This window comes from Mycolicibacterium pyrenivorans, assembly GCF_025821625.1.
Classification (GTDB): domain Bacteria; phylum Actinomycetota; class Actinomycetes; order Mycobacteriales; family Mycobacteriaceae; genus Mycobacterium; species Mycobacterium pyrenivorans.
In genome coordinates, this window is the sequence record NZ_JACKSH010000257.1 from 45,207 (window position 1) to 69,863 (window position 24,657).

General features: G+C 66.0%; 20 protein-coding genes and 1 pseudogene. 10 read left to right on the forward strand and 11 right to left on the reverse strand.

What is annotated here, in order from left to right; translation table 11 throughout:
* Positions 1-12: 12 nt before the first annotated feature.
* From H7I57_RS28290 to H7I57_RS28310, 5 genes are all read left to right on the forward strand, one after another.
* Positions 13-966: an HpcH/HpaI aldolase/citrate lyase family protein gene (locus H7I57_RS28290; protein ID WP_264027763.1), complete on the forward strand. Its 954-nt coding sequence runs from the start codon at positions 13-15 to the stop codon at positions 964-966.
* Positions 963-1,799: a mycofactocin-coupled SDR family oxidoreductase gene (locus tag H7I57_RS28295; protein WP_264027764.1), complete on the forward strand. Its 837-nt coding sequence runs from the start codon at positions 963-965 to the stop codon at positions 1,797-1,799. Before H7I57_RS28290 ends, H7I57_RS28295 begins: the two co-directional genes overlap by 4 nt.
* Positions 1,800-1,807: 8 nt before the next feature.
* Entirely contained in the window at positions 1,808-3,010 is a 1,203-nt protein-coding gene (locus tag H7I57_RS28300) for a cytochrome P450 (RefSeq protein ID WP_264027766.1), read from the forward strand.
* Positions 3,011-3,234: 224 nt separating this feature from the next.
* The gene (locus H7I57_RS28305) at positions 3,235-4,164 is read left to right on the forward strand and encodes a serine hydrolase (protein ID WP_264027768.1); all 930 of its coding nucleotides are present in this window, start codon (positions 3,235-3,237) and stop codon (positions 4,162-4,164) included.
* Positions 4,165-4,275: 111 nt separating this feature from the next.
* Positions 4,276-4,572, forward strand: coding sequence for an SDR family NAD(P)-dependent oxidoreductase (locus H7I57_RS28310; protein WP_264027827.1), 297 nt, complete (start codon positions 4,276-4,278; stop codon positions 4,570-4,572).
* On the opposite strand, the gene arr is transcribed toward H7I57_RS28310, so the two are convergent.
* The gene (gene arr, locus H7I57_RS28315) at positions 4,563-4,991 is read right to left on the reverse strand and encodes an NAD(+)--rifampin ADP-ribosyltransferase (RefSeq protein ID WP_264027769.1); all 429 of its coding nucleotides are present in this window, start codon (positions 4,989-4,991) and stop codon (positions 4,563-4,565) included. The two genes, H7I57_RS28310 and arr, sit on opposite strands and share 10 nt — an antisense overlap.
* Before the next feature lie 412 nt (positions 4,992-5,403).
* Between arr and H7I57_RS28320 the strand changes: the two genes are divergently transcribed.
* The 3 genes from H7I57_RS28320 (at position 5,404) to H7I57_RS28330 (ending at position 10,575) form a co-directional block, all read left to right on the forward strand.
* Complete coding sequence (locus H7I57_RS28320; protein WP_264027770.1) at positions 5,404-7,446, forward strand: toprim domain-containing protein; 2,043 nt, start codon at positions 5,404-5,406, stop codon at positions 7,444-7,446.
* Between the two features lie 12 nt (positions 7,447-7,458).
* Entirely contained in the window at positions 7,459-9,603 is a 2,145-nt protein-coding gene (locus tag H7I57_RS28325; protein WP_264027772.1) for a DNA gyrase subunit A, read from the forward strand.
* Positions 9,604-9,753: 150 nt separating this feature from the next.
* Complete coding sequence (locus tag H7I57_RS28330) at positions 9,754-10,575, forward strand: nitroreductase (RefSeq protein WP_264027775.1); 822 nt, start codon at positions 9,754-9,756, stop codon at positions 10,573-10,575.
* Positions 10,576-10,628: 53 nt separating this feature from the next.
* Here H7I57_RS28330 and H7I57_RS28335 read toward each other — a convergent pair.
* A pseudogene (locus tag H7I57_RS28335) lies at positions 10,629-12,018 on the reverse strand (oxygenase MpaB family protein).
* A gap of 215 nt (positions 12,019-12,233) precedes the next feature.
* Between H7I57_RS28335 and H7I57_RS28340 the strand changes: the two are divergent.
* On the forward strand, positions 12,234-13,001 hold the full coding sequence (locus tag H7I57_RS28340; RefSeq protein WP_264027776.1) for a DUF1906 domain-containing protein: 768 nt from the start codon (positions 12,234-12,236) through the stop codon (positions 12,999-13,001).
* Between the two features lie 15 nt (positions 13,002-13,016).
* Here the strand turns inward: H7I57_RS28340 and H7I57_RS28345 are convergent, their stop codons facing one another.
* From H7I57_RS28345 to H7I57_RS28355, 3 genes are all read right to left on the reverse strand, one after another.
* The gene (locus H7I57_RS28345; RefSeq protein WP_264027777.1) at positions 13,017-14,135 is read right to left on the reverse strand and encodes a VldE C-terminal domain-containing protein; all 1,119 of its coding nucleotides are present in this window, start codon (positions 14,133-14,135) and stop codon (positions 13,017-13,019) included.
* A gap of 92 nt (positions 14,136-14,227) precedes the next feature.
* Positions 14,228-16,036 carry a potassium channel family protein gene (locus H7I57_RS28350; RefSeq protein WP_264027779.1) on the reverse strand — a complete coding sequence of 603 codons (1,809 nt, stop codon included), beginning with the start codon at positions 16,034-16,036 and terminating at the stop codon, positions 14,228-14,230.
* A 10-nt stretch (positions 16,037-16,046) separates the two neighbouring features.
* Positions 16,047-16,433: a DUF6394 family protein gene (locus H7I57_RS28355; RefSeq protein ID WP_264027780.1), complete on the reverse strand. Its 387-nt coding sequence runs from the start codon at positions 16,431-16,433 to the stop codon at positions 16,047-16,049.
* A 693-nt stretch (positions 16,434-17,126) separates the two neighbouring features.
* Between H7I57_RS28355 and H7I57_RS28360 the strand changes: the two genes are divergently transcribed.
* Complete coding sequence (locus H7I57_RS28360) at positions 17,127-17,618, forward strand: exonuclease/endonuclease/phosphatase family protein (protein WP_264027781.1); 492 nt, start codon at positions 17,127-17,129, stop codon at positions 17,616-17,618.
* 69 nt (positions 17,619-17,687) lie between these two features.
* On the opposite strand, the gene H7I57_RS28365 is transcribed toward H7I57_RS28360, so the two are convergent.
* The 6 genes from H7I57_RS28365 to H7I57_RS28390 all read right to left on the reverse strand — a co-directional run bounded on the left by H7I57_RS28365 (position 17,688) and on the right by H7I57_RS28390 (position 24,657).
* Positions 17,688-20,786, reverse strand: a complete 3,099-nt coding sequence (locus H7I57_RS28365; protein WP_264027782.1) for a replicative DNA helicase — start codon at positions 20,784-20,786, stop codon at positions 17,688-17,690.
* 495 nt (positions 20,787-21,281) lie between these two features.
* The gene (gene rplI, locus H7I57_RS28370; RefSeq protein ID WP_264027783.1) at positions 21,282-21,737 is read right to left on the reverse strand and encodes a 50S ribosomal protein L9; all 456 of its coding nucleotides are present in this window, start codon (positions 21,735-21,737) and stop codon (positions 21,282-21,284) included.
* Positions 21,738-21,756: 19 nt separating this feature from the next.
* The gene (gene rpsR, locus H7I57_RS28375) at positions 21,757-22,020 is read right to left on the reverse strand and encodes a 30S ribosomal protein S18 (protein WP_159230485.1); all 264 of its coding nucleotides are present in this window, start codon (positions 22,018-22,020) and stop codon (positions 21,757-21,759) included.
* Between the two features lie 42 nt (positions 22,021-22,062).
* Positions 22,063-22,575: a single-stranded DNA-binding protein gene (locus tag H7I57_RS28380; protein ID WP_264027784.1), complete on the reverse strand. Its 513-nt coding sequence runs from the start codon at positions 22,573-22,575 to the stop codon at positions 22,063-22,065.
* A 105-nt stretch (positions 22,576-22,680) separates the two neighbouring features.
* Positions 22,681-22,971 carry a 30S ribosomal protein S6 gene (gene rpsF, locus H7I57_RS28385; protein WP_135459650.1) on the reverse strand — a complete coding sequence of 97 codons (291 nt, stop codon included), beginning with the start codon at positions 22,969-22,971 and terminating at the stop codon, positions 22,681-22,683.
* A gap of 84 nt (positions 22,972-23,055) precedes the next feature.
* Positions 23,056-24,657: a glycosyltransferase family 87 protein gene (locus tag H7I57_RS28390; RefSeq protein WP_264027787.1), complete on the reverse strand. Its 1,602-nt coding sequence runs from the start codon at positions 24,655-24,657 to the stop codon at positions 23,056-23,058.

Genomic DNA, 24,657 nt, shown 5'->3' on the forward strand with positions numbered 1-24,657 from the left:
AACGGAGTATCTATGCGCAAGCCCACCCGACATCTCCTCCGACGCAGCGAACTCGCGACTCCCGCGAGCAACGAGCACATGTGTGAGGTAGCGGCACGCGCGGGAGCCGACCTAGTTTTCCTCGACCTCGAGGACGCGTGCGCGCCTGCTGCGAAGGAGTCGGCTCGCACCACCGCGATCGCAGCGCTGACGCAGCTCGATTGGGGCAACACCATTCGTGCCATCCGGATCAATGGGCTGGATACCAAATGGTGCTACGGGGACATCGTTGAGGTCGTGACCGCAGCGCGCGACGCACTAGACGTGATCATTGTTCCGAAAGTTCTTACAGCGCGTGAGGTTTGGTGGGTCGATGTGCTGCTCACCCAACTGGAGGAGCAATTGGGGCTGGCTCATCCCATCGCGCTCGAGGCCCTGATCGAGGAAGCCGAGGGGCTGCTGAACGCGCAAGAGATCGCGCGTTCGAGCCCGAGGCTCGAAGCAATCATATTCGGTGCAGGCGATCTGTCTGCCTCGCTGCGGTCCCGCGTCGACGGCAACTTCCAGCCGGTCGGTGACTATCCGGGCGACTACTGGCACGCCGTCCGACTACAGGTGCTGGCCGCAGCCCGAGCCGCAGGCGTCGCTGCCATCGACGCGCCCTACCCGGGCTATCAGGACGAGGACGGCTACCGGCGGGCCGCGACGCACGCGAGCCTGCTCGGCTTCGACGGCAAGTGGGCAATCCACCCCGAACAGGTGCCCGTGGCGAATCGAGTCTTCACCCCGACAGCCGATGAACTCGCCGAGGCCCGCGCCATCGTGGCCGACTATCGCAGCGCCGAGGCCGATGGAATCGGAGCCATGGGCCGCGACGGAAAGCTCGTCGACGCCGCCTTGATGCGCCATGCAGCCAACGTGCTCCGCAGAGCAGATCCCTCGAACGACGAATGGGCCATAACCGCAGTGAAAGCGAGCCACGAATGACCGGAAGAGTCGAAGGCAGGGTTGCCTTCATCACGGGTGCTGCACGTGGGCAGGGTCGAAGTCACGCCGTCCGCCTCGCGCAGGAAGGCGCCGATATCATCGCGGTCGACATCTGTCGGGGCTTCGAGGACTCACCCGCGCCGGCGGCGACCCCGGATGATCTCGCGGAAACCGCCGACATGATCAAGAACCTCGGCCGCCGGGTCGTCACTGCACAGGTCGACGTGCGCGACTACGCGGCACTCAAGGCCGCAGTGGACGCCGGCGTCGAGGAGCTCGGGCGCCTCGACATCGTCGTCGCCAACGCCGGCATCGGCACCACCGGGGTCAAGCTTCACAAGATGGAGGAGGCCAGCTGGGAGGAAACGATCGGCGTCAACCTCGGCGGGGTTTGGAAGACCGTGAAGGCCGCTGTCCCGCAACTGAAGTCAGGCGGTCGCGGTGGTTCGATCATCATCACCAGCTCGGTCGGCGGCCTCAAGGCCTACCCCCACGTCGGTCACTACGTGGCCGCCAAACACGGCGTGGTCGGTCTGATGCGGACATTCGCAGTCGAACTGGGCGCCGAATCGATCCGCGTCAATACGATCCACCCCACGCACGTGAACAGCCCGTTGTTGATGAACGAACCCACCTATCGGCTGTTCCGGCCCGACCTGGAGAACCCGGGACCTGACGACCTCGCGCCGATCTGCCAGTCCTTCCACTTTCTGCCGATCCCGTGGGTGGAGCCGGCCGACATCAGCAACGCCGTGTTGTTCTTGGCCTCGGACGAATCTCGCTACATCACCGGCATCACGCTTCCGGTAGACGCCGGAAGCCTCTTGAAATAGGACCGATCATGACCACCGCGAATGACACCGACGTGTACTACGACCCCTACGACCTCACCATCTCGGCCAATCCGTGGCCGATATACGCGAGGCTGCGTGATGAGGCACCGATCTACTACAACGAACGCTACGACTTCTGGGCGCTGTCCCGCTACTCCGACGTCGAGCCGGCCCTGTCGAACTGGAAGACGTTCTCCAACAGCCGAAGCGACATCCTCGAACTGATCAAGTCGGACTTCGACATGCCGGCGGGGGTGATGATGTTCCAGGATCCGCCCATGCACTCCATGCTGCGCGGACTGATGGCACGCGTCTTCACACCGCGCCGCATGGCGGAGATCGAGGATCAGATCCGGGCCTACTGCGTGCGGTGCCTCGATCCGCTGGTCGGCTCTGACGGGTTCGACATCGTCGCCGAGCTGGCCTCGATGATGCCGATGCGGGTGATCGGCATGCTGTTGGGTATTCCCGAATCGGATCAGATCGCATACCGCGATAAGCAGGATGCCAATCTACGGACGAAACCCGGCTCCCCGATGAAGGTCTCGGATGCCGACGCGATCGCCGATGGCCGGATGTTTGCCGACTATGTCGAGTGGCGCTCGCAGAATCCGTCGGATGATCTGATGACCGCACTGCTCAACGTGGAGTTCGAGGACGAACACGGGGTGACTCGCAAGCTCGCCCGCAAGGAGGTGCTGCACTACACCCAGGTCGTCGCTGGCGCGGGCAACGAAACCACAGGCCGACTCATTGGCTGGCTGGCCAAGGTGCTGGCCGAACACCCCGAACAGCGTCGCCAGATCGTCGAGGAACGCACGTTGTTGGACCGCGCCGTCGACGAGACACTTCGTTACGAACCGACCGGTCCACACGTGGCCCGCTACATCCTGAGGGACTTCGAGGCGTACGGCACGACGGTCCCCGCGGGCAGCGCCATGCTGCTGCTGTTCGGTGCGGCCAATCGCGACCCGGCGCGTTACGACAATCCCGACACATTCGACATCCATCGTGACAACAAGGCACACCTGACCTTCGGCAAGGGCCTGCACTATTGCCTCGGCGCCAACCTGGCGCGCTTGGAAGGCCGCGTGGCGCTCGACGAACTCCTCAACCGTTTCCCCGAATGGGACATCGATTACGACAGCATCCAACCCGCACCCACGTCGACGGTCAGAGGGTGGGAGCGGCTACGAATCGTGCTGCCGTGAGAACCGCCTTGCACTTTCGGCCGCTCAGCCGCCGTGGGGATTCGGGTCTCGCGTCGACAGCAAGTGCGCTGTCGAGCACCGAGACTTGGCCAGGTTTGAATACGACCGCTGGCTGATGCTCCGCGTCCCCTTACACCGTCTGAGCCATCGGTTTAGGCTGGGGTGACCGGCGGGCGGAGCGTCGACCCCGCTCCCCTGGTCCAGGATCTGCTCGAAGGAGACTCATGCGTTGGCACCCGCCGAACCGGGCCACGACGCCAATGGCGATCGTCTGCGTGGCGCTGCTGGTGAACGGATGTGCGGCACCGGTGTGGGGTACGCCGCCGGCCGCTGAGAACACCCCGCCGGCGTCGGTCGTCGCCCCGCAGGCCTCGCTTCCGGCGTTACCCGAAGCCCCACCCGCCCCGCCGGCGGCGCCTTTCGACGGCCTCGATGCCCGCGTCCGGCAAGCCACCGCCGACGCGGCCGCCTCTGGGGCCGATATCGAAACCGTGGTGCTGGACCGCAACACCGGCCAGATCGTCTCCAACGGGGCCAACAGGCCCTTCCCGATCGCGTCCGTGGTGAAGCTGTTCATCGCCGACGACCTGCTGCTTCAGGAGGTGGAGGGCAAGACGGAACTCTCCGCTGCCGACCGCCAGTCACTCGACATGATGCTGCGTTCCTCCGACGACAGCGCCGCGCAGACGTTCTGGGATCGCAGCGGCGGCAATGCCGTCATCGCCCGCGTGAAGGCGCGCTATGGCTTGGCGGGGACGACGGCACCCTACAACGGACACTGGGACGTCACCCAAAGCACCGCAACCGATCTCGTCCGCTACTACGACATGCTGTTGGACGGCGCCGGCGGGCTGCCACCCGAGCAGGCCGACATCATCATCGGCAACCTCGCGCAATCCACACCCACGGGAAACGACGGGTACCCGCAGCGGTTCGGCATCCCCGACGGGCTCTACGCCGAGCCGGTTGCGGTCAAGCAGGGCTGGTTCTGCTGCTGGAACGGTGGCAACCAGCTGCACGTGTCCACCGGTGCGATCGGACCCGACCGCCGCTATGTCATGGCGATCAGTTCCCTGGACCCGACCGGCGACGCCGCCGCCCGCGCGAACATCACTCAGGCCGTCAAGACGATGTTTCCGGGCGGCAAGATCTGACGGCGCACTGACGACCGGTCAGCCGAACAGTGGCAGCGCCCGCTTGCGGGCCAGCGCGTCCACATCAACTTCCTGGCCGCCGTCCGGCTCAATGCCGCACTGCTACCCGCGCTGTACACCCGCGGCTCGATCATCAACGTGTCCTCGGCCGCGACGTTGAGTCCACCGTCGACGATGTTGCACTACGCCAGCGCCAAAGCGGCCTTGGCCACGTACACCACAGGTCTGGCTGCCGAAGCCGGGACGCGCGGCGTGCGAGTCAACACCCTCACCCCCGGCAACGTCTCCTCACCGGGTGCGGATGCCATTCGACGAGGCTCGCCGGCCGGCCGCTCCTTTCGCGACGGCCCACTGTCGAAAACGATTCTGACACAGTCTTTCCGGTGGCGACGGCGGGATCAGTCGTAGATGATGTCCAGGCCTCGGCGTTTGAGGTCGGCCAGTCGGGCGCGCATGGCGTGGAGCTGCTGGTCGGTGTGCCCGATCCAGTCGGCGATCTCGCCGACGATCAGCACGGGTTCCCCGGTCCGATAGGAGTAGGTCGGATTGCCGGGCAGCTTCTTGTCGGTCACATTCGGGTCGTCCTCTACGGGACCTTGCGGTTCCACGATGAAGATGCGGCCACGTCCGTCGCCGCGGGCCATCTCGGCTCCCCACGCGGCGGCGTCCAACGTCTTGGTCAGGTACACATGGTTCATGACGCGCCCCGACTCGTAGTTCGACAGGCGACCGGGTACCAGCAGATCGCCCGTAGACAGGTCTGCTCTGGTGCCGTGCAGGAATGCACCTGACTCGTGCACCTCGAACGGTTTCGGTGTCTGCGGCACAACGATTCCCCTCTCGGATCTTTCAGCCGCACGAGTGTGCACGGTGACAGGGGTCTTGCCGCAAGCCCCCTTTCCCGCCATATAGTGAAGGTGGCCGGCCCGGCGGGAATAGTGGTGGGGAGCAGCGGCGTTGCCGCCCGGAATGAGGGGCCTCTCCGAAACCGGGCGCCGAGAGCTTCGTTCAGCCGTGCAGGTGTCGTCCGCCCCGACCGATGGCCGTCTTATTCGATGCCCCCTCGTCGAGGAGTTGACTCTTGGGCGACAGGCGCCTGTCACACCGCCGAGGCTGCGCAAAGATGTCTGGCCGGCCGACTACCATTTCTGCGACACCCCGGGTATGCCGAGTCGGACCACCGTCATGGCCAGCGCGTTTCGGTCCTCCCTACCCGGCCCTTGATGGAAAGGACGAGCAGTGAGTTACACCGCCGCCGACATCACCGAGCTCGACGATGTCCAGCACACACGCCTGCGGCCGGCGGTGAACCTGGGTCTGGACGTGCTCAACACCGCCCTGCGCGAGATCGTGGACAACGCGATCGAAGAGGTCGCCGATCCCAGTCACGGTGGGTCATGCGTGACGATCACCCTGCACGCCGACGGATCGGTCAGCGTCGCCGACGACGGCCGCGGCCTGCCCGTCGACTCCGATCCGGTGAACGGGAAGAACGGCATCGTCAAAACGCTGGGGACCGCACGAGCGGGCGGCAAGTTCTCCGCCCACTCCGACGCTGCGAGCACCGGCGCCGGCCTGAACGGAATCGGCGCCGCGGCTGCGGTGTTCATCTCCGCGCGCACCGACGTGACCGTGCGCCGGGCCGGGAAGACCTACGTGCAGAGTTTCGGCGGGGGCTACCCCGGGGTGTTCGACGGCGCTGGGGGCCGGGGGTTCGACGCAAATGCACCCTTCACCCGGAACGACACGCAGAAGCTGCGCGGCACCGGCAACCGCAAGCCGGATGCCCACGGCACCACGGTGCGGATCCTGTTCGACGCGGCCGTGGTGCCGGATTCCACCGTGGACATCAACGAGGTGCTGCTGCGGGCGCACGCCGCTTCGCGGATGTCACCCGGGGTGCACCTGATCGTCATCGACGAAGGCTGGCCCGGCGACGACGTCCGGCCCGAGTTGCTCGAGCCGTTCAGCGGCCCGTGGGGCACCGATACCCTCCTGGACCTCATGTGCACCGCGGCCGGCACCCCTGTGCCCGGCGTGCGCGCAGTGGTGGAGGGCCGTGGTGAGTACACCACCGGTCGCGGCCCGACCCCGTTCCGTTGGTCCCTGACCGCCGGCCCCGCCGAACCGGCCACCGTCGCCGCGTTCTGCAATACCGTGCGCACTCCCGGTGGCGGATCTCATCTGACCGCCGCGGTGAAGGGATTGTCCGAAGCCCTGGCCGACCGCGCCTCGCGCATCCGCGACCTGGGCCTGGCCAAAGGCGAAGACGGCCCGGAGGCACAGGATTTCGCCGCGGTGACAGCGCTTGCCGTGGACACCCGGGCACCCGATGTGGCGTGGGACTCGCAGGCCAAAACCGCGGTGTCCTCGCGCTCACTGAACGTGGCGATGGCCCCGGACGTGGCGCGCAGCGTCACCATCTGGGCCGCCAACCCCGGCAACGCGGACACGGTGTCGCTGTGGACCAAGCTCGCGCTGGAGGCCGCGAGGGCACGCCGCAGCGCCGAGGGCGCCAAGGCCCGATCCCGGGCGGCGTCGAAAGCCAAGGGCCTGGGGACCAACCTGTCGCTGCCACCGAAGCTGCTGCCCAGTCGGGAGACCGGACGCGGCTCGGGCGCCGAGTTGTTCCTATGCGAGGGTGACTCAGCGCTGGGCACCATCAAGGCAGCTCGCGACGCCACCTTCCAGGCGGCCTTCCCGCTGAAAGGGAAGCCGCCCAACGTCTTCGGGTTCACCGTGAGCAAGGCGCGGGTCAAGGACGAGTTCGATTCGATCGAACGCATCCTGGGCTGCGGGGTCCGTGACAACTGCGATCCGGAGTCGTGCCGGTACGACCGGATCTTGTTCGCCTCCGACGCCGACCCCGACGGGGGCAATATCAACTCCAGTCTCATCTCGATGTTCCTGGACTTCTACCGGCCACTCGTCGAGGCGGGCATGGTCTACGTGACGTTGCCGCCGCTGTTCGTGGTCAAGGACGGCCAACAGCGGATCTACTGCCAGGATGAGTCCGAGCGCGATGCCGCGGTCGCCCAGATGAAGGCCACCTCGAAACGCAAGGTGGAGGTGCAGCGGAACAAGGGTCTCGGTGAGATGGACGCCGACGACTTCTGGAACACCGTGCTGGACCCGCAGCGGCGCACCGTGATTCGGGTGCATCTCGACGACGGCGAAGCGAAGTTGCACCACACGCTGTTCGGTGGGCCGCCGGAGGGCCGGCGCACGTGGATGGCGGATGTCGCCGCCCGCGTCGACACCGCAGCGCTCGACCTGACGTAGGAAGAAGTATTTGTGACCGCCACCCTGGACGTTCCGGAGCAGAACCCCGACCTGGTGCTCGACCAGAGCGCCGATGACTACTGGAACCACTACCAGCTGACCTTCGCGCTCTACAGCGTCAGCGATCGCGCCATCCCGTCCGCGTTCGACGGGCTCAAGCCCGGGCAGCGGCGCCTGCTCTACCAGATGCACGAGTCCCGATTGCTGCCAGGAAACAAACCGCAGAAGTCCTCGAAGGTCTGCTCGGCCGTCACCGGCAACCTGCACCCGCACGGCGGCGCGTCGATGTACGGAGCCGCGGCACTGATGGCCGCCGACTTCCAGCGCGTGAAAGTGATTGACGGACAAGGCGCATTCCCGCGCATCCAAGGTGACATACCCGCCGCCGATCGCTACACCGAGATGCGGCTGTCGGCACCCGGTGCGGCACTGACCGCCGAACTCAACGATCACGCCGTGCCGATGGTCTCGACGTTCGACGGTGAATGGATCGAGCCGACGGTGCTGCCCGCCCAGTGGCCGGTGCTGCTCTGCAATGGCGCGGTCGGCATCGCCGAGGGGTGGGCCACCAAGGTACCGGCACACAATCCGCGCGAGGTCATGGCGGCCTGTCGGGCGCTGCTGAAGACCCCGAACATGACCGACGACCGGTTGCTCAAACTCATTCCCGGTCCCGACTGGGGCTGCGGGGCCACCGTGGTCGGCACGGCCGGCCTGCGGGAGTACATCACCACCGGCCGGGGCCTGTTCACGGTCCGCGGCACGGTGTCCGTCGACGGGAAGAATGTCGTGATCACCGAACTTCCGCCCGGTGTCGCGAGTAACACTGTGCAGGAGCGCATCCGGGCTCTGGTCGAATCCGGTGAGCTGTCGGGCGTGGCCGACATGTCCGATCTCACCGACCGTCGCAACGGGCTGCGCATCGTGGTCACCGCAAAACGCGGCCACAGCGCCGAGACCATCCGCGACCAGCTGCTCGCCCTGACCCCGCTCGAGTCGACGTTCGCCGCCAGCCTGGTCGCCCTCGATGAGGACCGGGTTCCGCGGTGGTGGTCGGTGCGCGAACTGATCGCCGCGTTCCTGCATCTGCGCGATTCAGTGGTGTTGCGCCGCAGCGAGTACCGACTGGACAAGGTCGCCGCGCGACGGCATCTGGTGGCCGGCTTGATGACCATCCATCTTGACATTGATGCTGCCGTCGCGGTCATTCGGAGCTCCGACACCGTCGACGAGGCCCGCCAGGGCCTGCAGGACCGCTTCGCGATCGACACCGAACAAGCCGATTACGTTCTGGCGCTGCAACTGCGGCGGCTGACGAAGCTCGACGTCATCGAGCTGCGGGCCGAAGCGGAGAAGCTCGACGCCGAGTTTCTCGAGCTCACAGAATTGGTTTCGAATCCTGACGCGCGCCGGGTGGTGATCGACAAGGAGCTTGTTGAGACCGCGAAACTGTTCAAAGGCGCCGAATTCGACCGTCGCACCGTGCTGGACTTCGACGCGACCCCGGTGACGTCCGGTGCCGATGAGGACGGCGCCCGCGAGCGAAAGGTCAACGCCTCCTGGCGTTTGGATGACCGCGGTGTGTTCTCCGACAGCCACGGCGACCTGCTGACCTCGGGTCTGGGGTGGGCGGTGTGGACCGACGGCCGGGTGAAGTTCACGACCGGCAGCGGCCTGCCCTACAAGATCCGCGACATCCCGGTGGCGCCGGACATCACCGGGCTGGTGCGTTCCGGGGTACTAACCGACGGCCACCATCTGGCGTTGGTGACGCGGCGCGGGAAGGTGCTGCGGATCGACCCCGCCGCCGTCAATCCGCAGGGCGCGGCAGGCAACGGTGTGGCCGGGGTGAAGCTGGTGGCGGGCGACCCAGAGGACGCTGTGATCGCCGCTTTGCCCCTCACGTGTGAGAACGGCGAGGCCATTCTGTCGATCTCCGAAAAGGGCTGGAAGGTCACCGAAGTGGCCGACATCCCGGTGAAGGGCCGCGGTGGAGCGGGCGTCGGCTTCCATCCGTTGGTCAACGGCGAGACTGCGCTGCTGGCGGCAACGGTTTCGGCGACCGGGTTCGTGCGCGGCAAGAGGGCGGTAAGGGCCGAGAAGCGTGCGAAGGCCTCGGTCAAGGGCTCCGGTGCGGACGTGACGCCTGCCGGGTGACCGCACGGTGACGGGCCCGCGGGCTGTCAACTGCGTGTTCGGTCGCCTGGCGTCGCGGTCTCCTACGGCTTTGCCTGCGGTCCACCGCCCGCGATGCTCCTAGAATGGCGCCGTATCGGCAGTCACTGGCATCGGGTGGAGGTGAGGGGAATGGCCACGACGTTCCCTGATGCCCCGGTGCTGGAGCGTGTGCTGGACCTCGCGGCGCACGCCCCGTCGGTGCGCAACGCACAGCCGTGGCGGTGGCACGTCGACCACCGCGGCGTGCAGCTGTTCGCCGACTGGACCCGTCGCCTCGGTGACACCGACGCCGACCGCCGCGATGTGGTCCTGAGCTGCGGCGCCGTGCTGCACCACTGCGCGGTCGGGCTCGCCGCCGCCGGATGGTCGAGCCGGATCCGTCGGTTCCCCGACGACGATGTGCTGGCGGCGATCGAACTCGCCGAGCAGCCACCGGGTGACGGCAGCCTGGAGCTGGCCGGCGCCATCGCGCGCCGCCGGGCCGACCGGCGGCCGTACACCGGCTCGCTTCCCGGCGGCACGCTCGAATTGCTCGTGATCCGCGCGGAACGCTTCGGTGTCCAGCTGGCGGTGGTGCCGACCGTCAGATGGACCAGGATCGGTGACGCCGAGTTCGCACTGCGCTACGGGGACGGAGCACCGGAGCACCCGGGTGACGACGGCGTAATGCTCGTGCTGGGGACTGACACCGACACCGACGTGATGCGGCTTCGTGCCGGCGAGGCTCTCAGTTACCTGACGTTGTCGGCGGCCACCCTCGGGCTCGCCACGTGCCCGCTGACCGAGCCGCTGAGAGACACCCGGAACCGCCTGGCGCTGACGTGTGAGGCCTTCGACGGCGAGGCCCACCCGCAGGCGTTGATTCGGCTCGGGCTACAGGCCGTCGGTGATCCGCTGCCGCCAGTCGAACGACGGTCTGTCGCAGAGACGACGACGTTCAACCTCAATTAGGGCGTTTCGTCTCGTGCACAACTGGTTGGCCGCGCAGCGGGATACGTAGGGATTCAGCCGGTGAAACCCTCGCCTGATGTCGAACGGTCGTGGTGGGTGTAGGTCAGCGGGATCTGCTGACCGCGGGCAATCTTGTCCAGCATGTCGATACGCGCGCGCGCCGGCGCGCCGCTCGCGTTCCTGCGCTCTCGGCCGGGATTAGACCACGGCAAACTGTCGGCCACCATCGCGATACCGACGTTGAGCCGGGTGAAGCTCTCGAAGATCCGCACCCGGCGCTGGAAGTTGTAGCCCAGCGGCTCGAACAGCGTGCCGACGATCATGGCCTCGATCTGTTGGTATCCGAACACCACGCCGGCGGGGGCGAGCGCAATGGTCGCCGTGATCTGGTTGGCGTAGCGGGCCACCAACTTCCTGGCCCAGTCGGGAAGAGTCTCCGTCAGCGTCTCGATGTGGGAGGGACCCGCAATGGCGTCGACGAGTTCGGCCCGCCATGGCGACGGATTGCCACCCCTGGCCAGGACGTAGTTCAACGATTTGATCAACTCCACACCGTTGGCGGAGTGGAGGCGCTCGGGCGCGCCCCACAGTCGCCCGTTGTACGACGAGTATTCAGCGAGATCCTCGAGCTGCTGCCGGGTCAGCTTGCGCCCGAACGCATGGTCGACGAGGCGGCCGAGCAGCATTCCGCTGCCGAAGCCGAGCAGCGACGTCACAGGAATGGGCTCCCCGAACTTGAGGTAGACGTCGTCACCCCACTTGCGCCGCAACCCTCGACTTACCAGTGCGTGCATCAACCGGCACCCGCACGACATCCTGGAACGCAACCGAGCGCCGATCGAAGATGTCCGGCAACGTGAACTGAGCGAACACCCGAGCCGTCTCGATGAAGCGGCGCGGGCCGTCGTCCGCGAAACGACCGGTGGCACCGGTGGCCGCGGAGATGTCGCCGGTCATCGCGGTCTCGTAGAACGCCCACCCCTGGATGATGGTGGTGGCCGCCCTGGTGCTCGACATCGCCAGCATCCGACCCCGTTCGGCGGCGACGAGATCGAACTGGCTGGCCAGCCGATCCAAATGGTCGAAGAGATCGACAAACTCCTGCGGGGGATCCTCCAGCGTTTCAATGCCCTGGGTCAGGGCCTGCTCGAACAGCGCCCGGCCCTGCTCATAGCCGAGGCGCTCGAACGCATCGACCGCACCGACCATGTGCTCGTCGGCCTGCCAGAAGTAGTCGTCCCGCATACGCGTGATGTCGTTGGGTTCGACCTCTTTGTCGATGTCGATCCAGGTCCCGAACATGAACTCGCGCATGTGACGCCACTGGTCGGCGAAGTGGTCACGACCTGGCGGGATGGGCCGCAACGGCCTCTCTGGATGATCCCGTCGGTTGAAATCGACGTCCTCGACGAGGATCTCGGGACGCTCACCGGTCACGGTCATGCAGCCATCCAATCTCGGAGGTAGAGGACACTGATTAAGACGTTATTTCACCCTGCCGCCGATGTGAACGGCGGTTCCTGGCCTCCTGCCGAGTACGAGGTCACCGAAGTCGCCGATCCCGGTGACAGGTCGCGGCGGGTAACGGTGCGGCATCGAACCGACATCGACCCCAAAGATCACCGTAACCACATCCGCCACATTGTTAACATCGCTCGGTGCGAATATCCCGGCGTGACGCACTGCGCTGCGCCACGGCTGCCTCGGCATTGGCCGGGCTCAGCGCTGTGACGGGTGCCCGCGCACCCTCGGCGGCGGCTGCCGCTCCCACGCTGATCGACTACGCCATGCGCCAGATCCCGGCACAAGACATCAGAGCTGCCGGCCATGCCGGGGTGATCAACTACGTCTCGACCTCGCGGCCCGGCTCGTCCTTCGGTGCCAAACCGATCACCCTGCCCTACGCGAAGTCGCTGAGCTCCTCCGGTTTGGTGATTGTCAGCAACTACCAATACGGCAAGCCGGGCGGGACAGCGCCGTCGGACTTCACCCGCGGGTACGCCGGTGGCGTCGCCGACGCTCGCACCGGTTGGCAGCTGCACAGCGCCGCCGGTGGTGGCCAGAGCGCGCCGATCTTCTTCAGCGTCGACGACGACATCGACCGCGAGGCGTGGAACACCGTTGTGCTGCCGTGGTTTCGCGGAATCAATTCGGTGATCGGAGTGCAGCGGACCGGAATCTACGGGGGCATCAAGGCGTGCCAATGGGCCGCGGCAGATGGGGTCATCGGAAGGTCGCGTTCGCCGGGCCGCGTATGGGCCTGGCAGACCCGGTCCTGGTCCGGTGGTCAGATCTACCCCGCCGCAGTTCTGTACCAGCGCATCATCGACACCGCATCGAATCCGGGACCGGTCGTCGGCGGCATCCGCGTCGACGTCAACGACGTGCTGGCCCAGGATTGCGGCCAGTGGAACTTCCATCCGTGAAGACAGCCGGGCTGCTCAGCGGCGTGGCGTCACGGTGATGTGCACGTGGTCGTAGTGGCCGTACCCCGATGCCTGTGGACCGGCCGGCGTGTAATACGTGCCGCGCCAGATCACGTCCTGTAGCCCGAATCGGCCCGCATTGCTCATCGCGAACGCGAGGATCTGGTCGCCGAGCGCGACGCCCTCGGGGCTGTCGTGGTTGGGAATCATGATGTCGATCGCCAGACCGCTGGGATGCCACGGCTTCGAGTCCGGCCGAACCCCGTCGATTGCGGCAATCTGAGGGAACTGTCGGCTGACGGCCCTGGCGGCCAGGACGGTGTTGGGCTGCAACCCGGCCTCTGAGGCAACACCGACAGGCAACGCCTCCGGAATCTCGGCGATAGCGGCTGCCATGGGCGGTGGCGCAACATCGCCGGCAGGCAGGCCGGGCATCGCGACGATCGCCGGGTTCGCCGGAGCGGGCGCACTCTGCGGCGGAGGGGTGCTATCGACGATCGCTTGTTGCTGCGGTGTCAACGCAGCGTACTGCGCCTCCGCGGCGGCGATCTGACGGAGCAAGTCCCTCAGCTTGGCCTGCAGCTCTGCGCGCACCGCGGCGGCCGACTCTGCCGCGGCGCTGGCGTCGGCGGCCGATCTCTCCGACGCCTGGGCGGCGGCGGCCGCGCGCTCGCGTGCTGATCGAAAGGCCTTCAACTGATCGGCGATCCCAGCGCCGACTGTCCGCTGCATCGACAGCTGATCGATCAGCTGTTGAGGAGAGGCCGCGGTCAGCACCGCCGCGAACTGACCGTCACGCCCATTCATGTAGTTCATCGCCGCGATCCTGTCGACAGCGGCCTGACGGGGCTCCAGTTCGGAGTTCGCGGCCTCCAGGGCCGCCAGGTCGGCGCGATGGCGGTCGACGGCCGCCGCCTGCTCAGCCAGCCTGGCATCGGCCTCGCGCTGGGCAGCTGTGACGGCCTCGCGACTCTGCACCGCCTGCTGGGACAACTCGTTGAGCCTGGACAACGCGTCGGCCGCCGGGTCGGCCGCGACATTCCCCGTCGGCATGCCCATCGACGCAGCCAGCACCAAGACTGCGGTCGCGAGAGCACACATCGTTTGTCGAAGGGAGTGGCGCAGCCCGGTCACGCGGATTATCACGATCCTTGGCTCGAGGACCGATCTCGGCCCGGCTGAAGATGTCCCGGGCAAGGCTACGAACTGGCAACGACGATGTCTACTCAGGCGGGACGGCGGGTCAGCTTTCGCCAAACCCAACTCGAGGGCACGTGCCGTCCGTGGACGACGTACTCCCGGGTGGCGTCGACCAGGAGCGTGGCGTCGAGTCCGCGCCGCGCGGACGGCCAGCCGACCAGCAGCAGCTCGTCGGCAGGGGCCAACACGAAGTCATTTTCCGGGGCGACCTCGATGTCTGTGCCGTCGTTAACCCCGGTCGCACGGGCGAGCAGAAGCGGGACCGCGTGCAGCGGCTCGTCGCGGTCGTCGGGGTTGCGCAGCAGGTCCCCCAGGCGCGCTCCACCCTCGGCGAGCCACGCCTGCAGCGCCGGCGCTTCTGTCGCCGTCAGCCGCACCTTCCACACCGCCTGCAGGTGCTCGCCACACAGCTGCGTCAGGCGATCGATGACCGCGGCGGCCCAGGCATCTTCGCGGCGGGGCACCTCCTGCAGGAAGCGCCACAGCAAGGGCGTAGACAGCAGCGCGTACACCTCGTGTGCGACGACGTCCGCTGGGACGAGCAGCGAGTCGACCTCCACGGCCGCGAATAACGGCGCGCTGGCCGCCTTGTTCTGTCGGGCTGCGACGAACAACGACGGGTTGGCCTTTCTGGCCGAAGCGATCAGCGAGAGATTGGTGGTGTCGTTGTCCGTGCCGGCGACGAACCCGGCGGCGCGGTTGATCCCGGCGCGCACCAGCACGTCGGGTTCGTAGCCGAACCCGACGATGGTGTCCGGGTGGTGCTCCGCCACGTCTGCAGGCTCCACCACGGTGACGTCCAGGCCCTCCGCCCGGAGGTCCTCCGTAATCTCCCGACCGAAGCGGCCGTACCCGCAGATCACCCAGTGCCCGTCCGACAGCGGTAGTCCCCGGGGCGGCAGCGGTGCGCCGGGCCCGCTCTCTAGCCAGGTCATCAGCTGGTAGGAGGCGGGTGCGCGCAGCGCAATGCGGAGGTAGTCGCCAAACCGGTCGAACGGGTTGACGACCGTGGGCGTGCCGAAAGCACGCATCCGCTCGGCCATGGTCGGCGAGACCGCCCGGCTGATCACGGGGAGATCGGGACGCAGCAGCGCGGCCGCTTGCACGACGGCCAAGTTGGCCTCGTCGTCGTCGGTCAGCGCGACCACCCCTTCACACGACGGAAGATCCAGACCCGCGACCGCGAGGTGCCCGGGGTCGCCGGCGTCGGCGACCAGGCCGGGTACGTCCGCACGGTAGGAAGCCATGTCGAGGTCGTCGATGCGCCCGTCGTCGGAGTCGATCACCACGAAACGCCGGCCCAGCGCATCCAGTGAGCGCGCGAGAACCTCGCCGGTGCGCCCGTAGCCGACGATCAGCAGAAAGGGTTCGCGCATCCGCTCGACCTTGCGCATGAAGTGCTGCAAGGACAGCGCCTGCCGGAAACCGCGTTCCTGCAGCAGAGCCAGCAGTGATCCGATCGCGTACGCCCAGCCCACCACCGTGAGGTAGATCGAGATCGTCAACCACATTCGCTGGTTGTAGGTGAACGGGTAGGGGATCTCGCCGAATCCGATCGTGGAGGCGGTGTAGCTCATGACGTAGAACGCGTCGAAGAAGCCCATCTTCACCGGGCGGCCCGCTGTGTCCTGACCGGGTATCAACGTGAGACCCAGGGTGGTGATTGCGAAGATCACGATCAGCACGATCAGTGGCACCCGCATCCGGCGCATGACCAGAAAGATTGTGGCCGAGGCTTTCCTGGACGTGTGCATCGGTACTCGCCAGCGTGGCGTGCGGCGCGCCGGTTCCGTGGCGAACAAGCGGGACCAGAACACCAGCAGCGGATTGCTCACGGCCGGCTTCCTAGCGGCGCTGGAACGACACGGTCTCGACCACCAGCAGGATCACCGACACGATGTTCGCCATCAGCGCTCCTCCGGACAGCGAGACCACGCTGGCGGTCGCCTCCCGGGTCAGCCCCTCGGTGGCGACGTAGGACGCGTACCCCCAGACGAGCGCTGCAGCAATCAGTTGGAGGTCGGCGACCAGGCTGGTGGCCAGGTGCACGGCCCCGATCTGGGTGCGGTCACCGAACTTGAGCACGGTCGCGATGAGGTTGACCACCACCGCCGCGTAGAGCTCGTAGCTGTTGTGCAGTTCGGGGTCGCCGAGATCGCCGATGAAGAAGCCGAAGTTCAAGGTCGCGGCGAACAGCACGAAGAATCCGAAGACGACCTTCTCCAGGTTCATTCATCCCTCTTCACACCCGCAGCGATCCCCTGTACCGCGCCCCGTCAAACTTAACCAAGACGACCGTCGCAGCACGTACTTTAGGGCAAACCGCCGACGTTGAGATTGTTCACGCACCGAGGTGGCGTGCGTCTCGAAGATGACCGCCCTGTCGGGCGCACACAATCAAAACGGCTCGGCGTCTGCCGGCCGGAAGCCTTTGGTTCTCCCTTCGCGGCATCGGTATCTTCACTGAACAGCCGTGACGAACCGCGGCGCATCGATCGGTGGAATGCCGTCGAGGCTGGGCCGCCCGAGAGTGCGGCAGCGGCGCCACCGATGAGTTCCATACGGCGGGTATTTGGGCCGCGAGAACGTCAGGCTGATGACACTTGTGGCGTGCGATCGCTGCAGCGGGTGCCACCGTGGTTGCCCTACGACGGGAAGACGATGACCGAACATCCGTTCCGGCGTGCCCTGCGCACCCCGACGAGCGGCTTCGGTTGAGACACCGAGCCTCTGATGTCTCTGAACTCCGGCGCCAAACTCCAATGGACGCAATGCCTCTAGGCACGGCTGCGAGATCGATTCGCCACGGCGATATCCCGAGAGGAAGCGCACGTTCTCAAGCAGGGCCTCGGGTGACTCGAGGGGCTCGACACGCGACATCTGTGGTGCGCAGACGTCAATGGGCTTCTGGTGTGCGGTGTCTACATGCCTCAGAACACTGTCAAGCTTCCCTACTGCGAAACGCTGATCGCGCAGGCTCGCGTCAGCGGGATCGACCTGTTGATTGGTGACTTCAACACTGGCAACAACGATCTCGACAAAGACTTGAAGGAATCCAAGTTCATCGGTCCGGAAATGCCTGGGCGACTTATAGACTCGGGATACACCGACCTGTGGAGATCGCTACATCCCAGGCAGCGTGAGTACTCTTGGTACAGCCGCCCCGGCAACAATGGCTTCCGTCTCGACTACATCTTCGCCGCCCCCGAGCTCACGCGGCAGGCGTTCACATGCGAGTTCGACCACGCTCCAAGCTCACGCGGCAGGCGTTCACATGCGAGTTCGACCACGCTCCAAGGCTCGCTGGAGAGACCGATCACTCCGCGCGAGTGGCGTCACTGGGTTGGCCGTGACCGAGGCGGACTAAGAACACTGACATGCTCGTTCGACATCCCGAATCTGTCTCACGCTCGGTGACCAATTGGTCATTCGGTGGTCATCTCAGATGGGATTTGGTCATGAAGTATGAGAAGTCACACCAATGACCTACTGCTTGGCCATGTTCGCGAACCGCGACAAATGCAGTTGGTGCGCAACGGTAATCGTCTTGGTCGGGCCGTTGCGGTGCTTGCCGAGGATCAAGTCCGCCTCCCCGCCGCGTGGGTCGTCGCGCTCGAACGCATCTGGCCTGTGCAGGAGGATGACCATGTCGGCATCTTGCTCGAGGCTGTTATGTAGGCTAACTAAATTTGCGACGAAATTGTGTGTCCCGCTTACTGTTCCGTCGTATACATCCTGTTCGCCAATGCTCGTGATCTCGACAATCCGGTCCCAGAACACGTCGTTCGTTGCCAGGTCATGGAGTTCGGAATCGTTCAGGAGCGCGGCGGCCTTGTGCAGGCGCTTACGGCCAACGGGACGCTTCCACATTGTCGAACCGCAGAACTGGGAGCCCATCGCGGTTGCGAATGCTCTGTGCGACATCCCTTTGTCGGCCAGCCCATCTCGAACACGATCCCAGACATCGACTGGCACCGAGTCAGAGTTCGCAGTAGCTGTGACCTTCTCCAATTTCGACAAGACTTCGCGAGCGGAGAAGAACTTCTCGCCGTTGACATCGACGTCGCGGATGAACTTGCGCTGATTCTCCGCGCCGAATATTCGCACATGCCACGAGTCACGGTAGCCGGCCTTACGTGCCACATGAATGCGGCTCTGAATTCCCAGGCGCAGCAACAGTTGCATAACGTCATCGACCAGTTCGCGGCTCGTCGATGCATAGTAAACGTTACCGAGCCCGTTCTTCTCGTTCCAAAGAACTGAGCCATCGGTGGCCCACAGGTGTCGCAGGAACAGCGCCACCTGATCGTTCGGCAGGGCGAAAACCTCCGTCGGAACGAACTTCTCGTGACTGCGCTTCCCGAACAACCCGAGCTTGTCGAGCCACGCCGCGATCGGATTGCGCTTCCCATGGGTCAGCCGATACGGCGCCGGCAACCGTAGAGTCGTCACTCGGGCCGCCGGGTACTCGTCACGAATCGCCGTTACACCGAAGTGCTTGGCTGCGTTGGTGACCGCGACCAGGTTCTGCTCGTCCACCGACGCGTACCGGATCGGCTGGCGCTTCACGCACGAGCCGTCGCCGATCATGTGCGCCAGCATCACGACCTCGGAGTCATGCATCCGCTGCGTGTGCACCGGTTCCGGCACCCGACGCGGCGCTGCGACCCGCGCACCGACTTCGAGTTCGCCCAAGGGAGTCCAGCCGTCGAACGTCATGAACGGGTGGTTCGCCGTCGCCTCGACCTCGCGTCCCGACGCCAGCCGCACCTTGAAGACTTCCTTGTGTCCGCTGTAGAACACGTTCGTCATCGGCCGCGCGACCATCCGCTTGCGCTCGTCGAGCGACCACACCAGCGGCCGCTCCCCGGTTGCCATCAACTCGCCGAACGTCACCTCCGCGCCGGTGTCGGCACGCAGGATGCGGGTGTTGGCCGTCAGACACCCGGACTCACGCAGGTCAGAGACCTGTGGGCGCTTGTCGGTGCGCTGCTCCGGACCACGGTTGAGCTGGCTGATCGCCACCACAGGGACGTCGAGTTCCTTGGCCATCAGCTTGATGCTGCGCGAGAAGTCCGACACTTCCTGCTGACGCGACTCGTACTTCTTGCCCGAACTCATCAGCTGCATGTAGTCGATCACGATCAGCCGCAGTCCCGCCTTCTGCGACAACCGACGGGCCTTTGCGCGGATCTCCATCATCGTCAGATTCGGTGAATCGTCGATATACAGCGGCGCTTCGCTGATCTCACTCATCCGGCGGGCCAGTCGCGTCCAGTCGTCGTCACTCATCCGGCCGGACCGCATGTCGGCCAGCTTGATCTTCGCTTCGGCCGACAGCAGACGCATGACGATCTCGGTCTTGCTCATCTCCAACGAGAAGATCACGCTGGGCAACTGGTTCTTGATCGAGCACGACCGCATGAAGTCGAGGGCCAGGGTCGAGTTGTGCGTGGGCACCATGCCGCGGCCGGCGAGATACAGGTGCTCGGCGTTGTCGACCTGGACGCAGCGCACCGGCACGGCCGGAACCCGCCGAATCCAGTTGACCCCGACCGCGATTCGGCCGGGAGCCAGCACCGCGCTGTTACCAGATGAAGCACCGGCCATTGTCGCGGCGGTCACGGTGTCGGCGACCGCACGCAGCATGCCCGTCGTACGGATGCCGTGGCTCGTCGGCCACTGGTGCATCTCGTCGGCGACGATCCTCGTACCGTCCGAGAACTCGATCTCGTAGCAGGGCCGACCTAACAGGACATCGGTCGCGGCGACCACCCGCGTCGGCGCCCCGTCGGCGTCGAGCAACAAGTCCCCGACCGCGACGTCGCCCATCGTCGTCCACCCGGAGGGGGTCGGCAGCGGGGTGTTCAGCGCCAGCGCTTTCCCGACGCCCGGCCTGGCCGCGACGATGATCATCTGACCCGGATGCAGACCGTTGGTCACCTCGTCGAGTTCCACGAACCCCGTCGGCACGCCCTTGGAGATGCCGCCGACCGAGGCGATCGCGTCGATCTCGTCCATCGTGGGCTGGAGGATCTCCTCCAGGATCACGAAATCCTCGGCCGCCCGCCGCTCGGTGACGTCGTAGATCTCGGCCTGCGCCCGGTCGACGACGTCGTTGACGTCTGCGCCGTCGGCACCGGCGTAGCCGTACTGCACCACCCGCGTGCCGGCCTCCACGAGGCGCCGCAGCAGTGCCTTCTCGGCGACGATCTCCGCGTAGTACCCGGCGTTGGCCGCGGTCGGCACCGTCGAGATCAGGGTGTGCAGATAGGGCGCTCCACCGACGCGCCGCAGCAGCCCGCGCCGGTCCAGCTCGGCGGCGACGGTGACTGCGTCAGCCGGCTCCCCGCGCCCGTACAGATCCAGGATGGCGTCGTAGACGTTCTGGTTGGCGGGGCGGTAGAAGTCACCGGGACGCAGCTTTTCGAGCACGTCGGCGACCGCGTCCTTGCTCAGCAGCATCCCGCCCAGCACGGCCTGCTCGGCGGCCGCATCCTGCGGAGGCTGACGTCCGAAATCTTCGTTCGGCGGAGCGTCTTGTTCCGACGATCCACCTCGACCCAGGTCATCAACGACGGCCACGCAGCGCCTCACCCCTCCTGATCGCAGTCGAACGTACGTTCGATATCCATGGCCGCGATCCTAGCTCGCACCTCCGACAAGTCCCCCGTGGAGGCGCGGAACCGACCCCGCGACGGCCAACGTTAGACGTTGCTGAGAGGGAATCAAGCCGGCCCTGTTAGTAGACGTGTGGATGGAATGTGCATAGGTCCGGTGGGCGATGTTGAGTCGCTGGGGAGAACCTGTGGATAAACGCCTTCGACAACCATGTCTGTGCAGCTGAAAGCACCATAGGCCGGTGGAAACTCTGTGGATGGGAAATTCGTCGGCGTGTCGTGGCCGGTTGCCACTTCGGGCGTGTTGTGTTGCGCTCCGGGGCCGCCCAGGTTAACAGCAGGTTAGATTCGCTGTCAGCGCTTTGGCGCGGAATGTTCGCCAGTTGGATACAGCAACGACCGGGTGAAGACCTCGCGGTCTCCACCCGGTCGTTCGAGAGCCGGTGCTGCTAGGTCGCGACTAGCCGGCGACCACGTTCAGCGACAGCGCGGCATCCACATTCGGATGCAGCCGCACCTCGACGGGATGGGTGCCCACGGACTTGATGTGCGCCTTGGGCAGGCTGACGGTGCGCTTGTCGAGGTTGGGTCCGCCGGCCTTCTTGATGGCCGCGACGACGTCGGCCGCGGTGACCGAGCCGAACAGCTTGCCGGAGTCACCGGCGGTCTTCGCGGTCAACTCGACCGTGCCCAGACCCTCGATCGCGGTCTTGAGCTCGTTGGCGTGCTCGAGGCTCTTGACGCCCTTGAGCTCCTGGGCGCGACGGATGTCCTCGGCCTGGCGCTGGGCGCCACGGGTGGCCACGATGGCCAGCCCGCGGGGCAGCAGGTAGTTGCGGCCGTAGCCGTCCTTCACCTCGACCGCGTCACCGGGTGCACCGAGGTGGTCGACCTCGGCTGTGAGAATCAGTTTCATCTCTTCGTCCTGTCCTGACTTATCGCGTCGACGAGCTGAACGGCAACAACGCGACCTCGCGGGCGTTCTTCACCGCGATCGCGATATCACGCTGGTGCTGAACGCAATTGCCGGTCACCCGGCGGGCACGGATCTTGCCGCGCTCGCTGATGTAGGTGCGCAGCAGTTGGGTGTCCTTGTAGTCGATGTTCTGCAACTTGCCCTTCTTGGAGCAGAACACGCACTTGCGAGTCTTGACCGGCTTTTCCGGAGCCGGCCGCCTCTTTGTGGAGGACTTGGCCATGTGTCTATCTCTTTCTACAAATCACCGATGAATAAGGGTTGATCAGAATGGTGGTTCGTCGTCGGCGCCGCCGAACGATCCCGACGCGGGCGCGCTGCCCCACGGGTCGTCCTTGGGCTGCTCCGCGGGACGGGCGTTCGCGCTCCCGCCGCCGCCACCGCCGCCGAAGCCGCCGCCACCTCCGCCGCTGCGGCTGGCCTTGTTGACCTTGGCCGTCGCGTACTTGAGCGACGGGCCGATCTCGTCGACCTCGAGCTCCACCACGGTGCGCTTCTCACCCTCGCGGGTTTCGAACGACCGCTGCTTGAGGCGGCCGCTGACGATCACGCGTGACCCGCGGACCAGGCTCTCGGCGACGTTCTCGGCGGCCTCCCGCCAGATGTTGCAGCGGAGGAACAGCGCTTCGCCGTCCTTCCACTCGTTGGTCTGACGGTCGAACATGCGGGGCGTCGACGCGACCGTGAAGTTCGCGACGGCCGCGCCCGACGGCGTGAACCGCAGTTCGGGGTCGGCGGTCAGGTTTCCGATGACCGTGATGATGGTGTCACCAGCCACGAGGTCCTCCTGGATGTCGGCGGTGTGCAGCGATGTGCGCTGACGGGATAGCAGTCGCAGGCGAGCCTACGGAACTGCCCCGACGTGCACAGCCCGTCACCAGACTTAGTGCTTGTCTGTCCTCATGACCTTGGTCCGCAGCACGGACTCGTTCAGGTTGAGCTGACGGTCGAGTTCGGACACGGTCGCCGGTTCCGCCTTGACATCGACGATGGCGTAGATGCCCTCGGCATGCTTGGCGATCTCGTAGGCCAGCCGCCGACGTCCCCAGATGTCGACCTTGTCGACACTGCCGCCATCCTTGCGGATGACGTTGAGGAACGCCTCGAGCGACGGAGCTACGGTGCGCTCGTCGAGAGTGGGGTCGAGAATGACCATGATTTCGTATGGACGCATAAGGAACCCATCACCTCCTATGGTCGTGTGCGGCCACGGACTGTCCGTGGCAGGAGGGTCGCCTGCGTCGGCAACCGGGCCAGGTTACCCGAACCGGCCCTGATCTGGGAAATCCCCGGCGGATCGGGCGCGGTAACCGACCGCAGATGTCGGGTTTCGCGCCGGATTCGCCGGCAAGGGTGACGGGCGCGGTTGCAGCCAGTCCGGCAGCCACCCCGGCGGCGCGTCGGGGGCGCGGTCGAACACCCCGCCGGCCGGGTCGTCGACACCGCCGCGGCGCACCAGGTCCAGCCCGGGACGGTAGATCTGGCGGATCACCAGCGCGCACAGCGTCACCACGGCGACGTCGCGCAGCAGCACGGTGGCCGTGAACGCCTGCTCCGGCAGGCCCATGTTCTGCTCGCCGAACAGGTAGAGCATCCGCGGCACCCACACCAGCATGTCGATCGTCATCCAGGCCAGCAGGATTCGCCGATGCGGCAGCGCCAACACCGCCAGCGGCACCAGCCACAGCGAGAACTGCGGACTCCACACCTTGTTGGTCAACAGGAACGCCGCCACCACGAGGAAGGCCACCTGCGCCACCCGCGGCCGTCGCGGGGCCGTCAGCACTACGTACCCGATGGCAATGCAGCACGCCCCGAACAACGCCGCGCTCACCGCGTTCAAGGTGATCGGGGGCTCCCAGAAGCCGAGGTCCGGATCGAACCCGCGCCAGCCGGTGAAGGATTTCACGACGTTGTAGATCGAGTCCATGTCGTCGCCGCGGCGGGTGTTGAGCCGGAAGAACTCCGACCAGCCACGCGGGAACAACACCATCACCGGCAGGTTGACCACCAACCAGGCCACCACCGCGGCCACCGCCGTCTTGCCGGCCTCCCGCAGCCGTCCCGTGCGAACCGCCAACAGCGCCAGTGGAATCAGCAGCAGCAACGGGTAGAGCTTGGCCGCCACCCCCAGCCCGATGAGCACACCGGCAAGCACGGGTCTTCGCCGTGCCCAGGCCAACAGGGCGCCGGCCGCGAAAGCCGTTGCCAGCGCGTCGAAATTCGTGAAGATCTGGAAGATGACGATCGGCGACGCCGCGACCAGGGCCGCGTCCCAGATCCGCCGCGGACCGGCCAGCATGGCGGTCGCCCACACCGTCGTCAGCCAGGCCAGCGCAAGACCGAATGCGGCGATGTTGAAGAACATCACCACCTCGGCGATGACCGGCGCGGACACCAGCTTGGTCAGCGCGGTGTAGGCCTTGGCCATCGACATCGACAGGTACTGGTAGATGCCCGTCAGGACCGGATACTCCATGTAGCGCACGGCCGGGCTGCCGTCGTACTGAACGTGCGGCTTGCCCGTGGCGTCGCTTTCGATCCAGCTCGATTTGTACGGAAACTTGCCCAGGTTCAACAACTCTGCGGTGTACAGCGGGACCGTGTCGGAGTAGCACAGCTGGTAGTAGGCGCGCTGGTTCTCCCAGTTGCCCACCCGCTGATCGGCCGTACCCGTTCCGGTGGTCTGCAGGCACGCGGCCTTCGTCGAATAGCCGAGTGCCAGGAACACCAGCGCGACGATCAGCATGACCCGCAGCGGTGTCATGAACCGGGTGCGGCCTATCAACGCGTGACGACCGACGGGACCGCCGATGGTTTCCGACAGTGCGGCGCCGATGGTGTCGGTGCGACTGGGCAT

Excerpts from the sequence above, each read along its gene's own strand:
- H7I57_RS28305 (WP_264027768.1), top strand. The coding sequence starts at position 3,235 with ATGCGTTGGCACCCGCCGAACCGGGCCACGACGCCAATGGCGATCGTC.
- H7I57_RS28300 (WP_264027766.1), top strand. The coding sequence starts at position 1,808 with ATGACCACCGCGAATGACACCGACGTGTACTACGACCCCTACGACCTC.
- H7I57_RS28290 (WP_264027763.1), top strand. The coding sequence starts at position 13 with ATGCGCAAGCCCACCCGACATCTCCTCCGACGCAGCGAACTCGCGACT.
- H7I57_RS28390 (WP_264027787.1), bottom strand. The coding sequence starts at position 24,657 with ATGCCCAGTCGCACCGACACCATCGGCGCCGCACTGTCGGAAACCATC.
- rplI (WP_264027783.1), bottom strand. The coding sequence starts at position 21,737 with ATGAAACTGATTCTCACAGCCGAGGTCGACCACCTCGGTGCACCCGGT.
- rpsF (WP_135459650.1), bottom strand. The coding sequence starts at position 22,971 with ATGCGTCCATACGAAATCATGGTCATTCTCGACCCCACTCTCGACGAG.
- H7I57_RS28330 (WP_264027775.1), top strand. The coding sequence starts at position 9,754 with ATGGCCACGACGTTCCCTGATGCCCCGGTGCTGGAGCGTGTGCTGGAC.
- H7I57_RS28355 (WP_264027780.1), bottom strand. The coding sequence starts at position 16,433 with ATGAACCTGGAGAAGGTCGTCTTCGGATTCTTCGTGCTGTTCGCCGCG.
- rpsR (WP_159230485.1), bottom strand. The coding sequence starts at position 22,020 with ATGGCCAAGTCCTCCACAAAGAGGCGGCCGGCTCCGGAAAAGCCGGTC.
- H7I57_RS28295 (WP_264027764.1), top strand. The coding sequence starts at position 963 with ATGACCGGAAGAGTCGAAGGCAGGGTTGCCTTCATCACGGGTGCTGCA.
- H7I57_RS28360 (WP_264027781.1), top strand. The coding sequence starts at position 17,127 with ATGCCTCAGAACACTGTCAAGCTTCCCTACTGCGAAACGCTGATCGCG.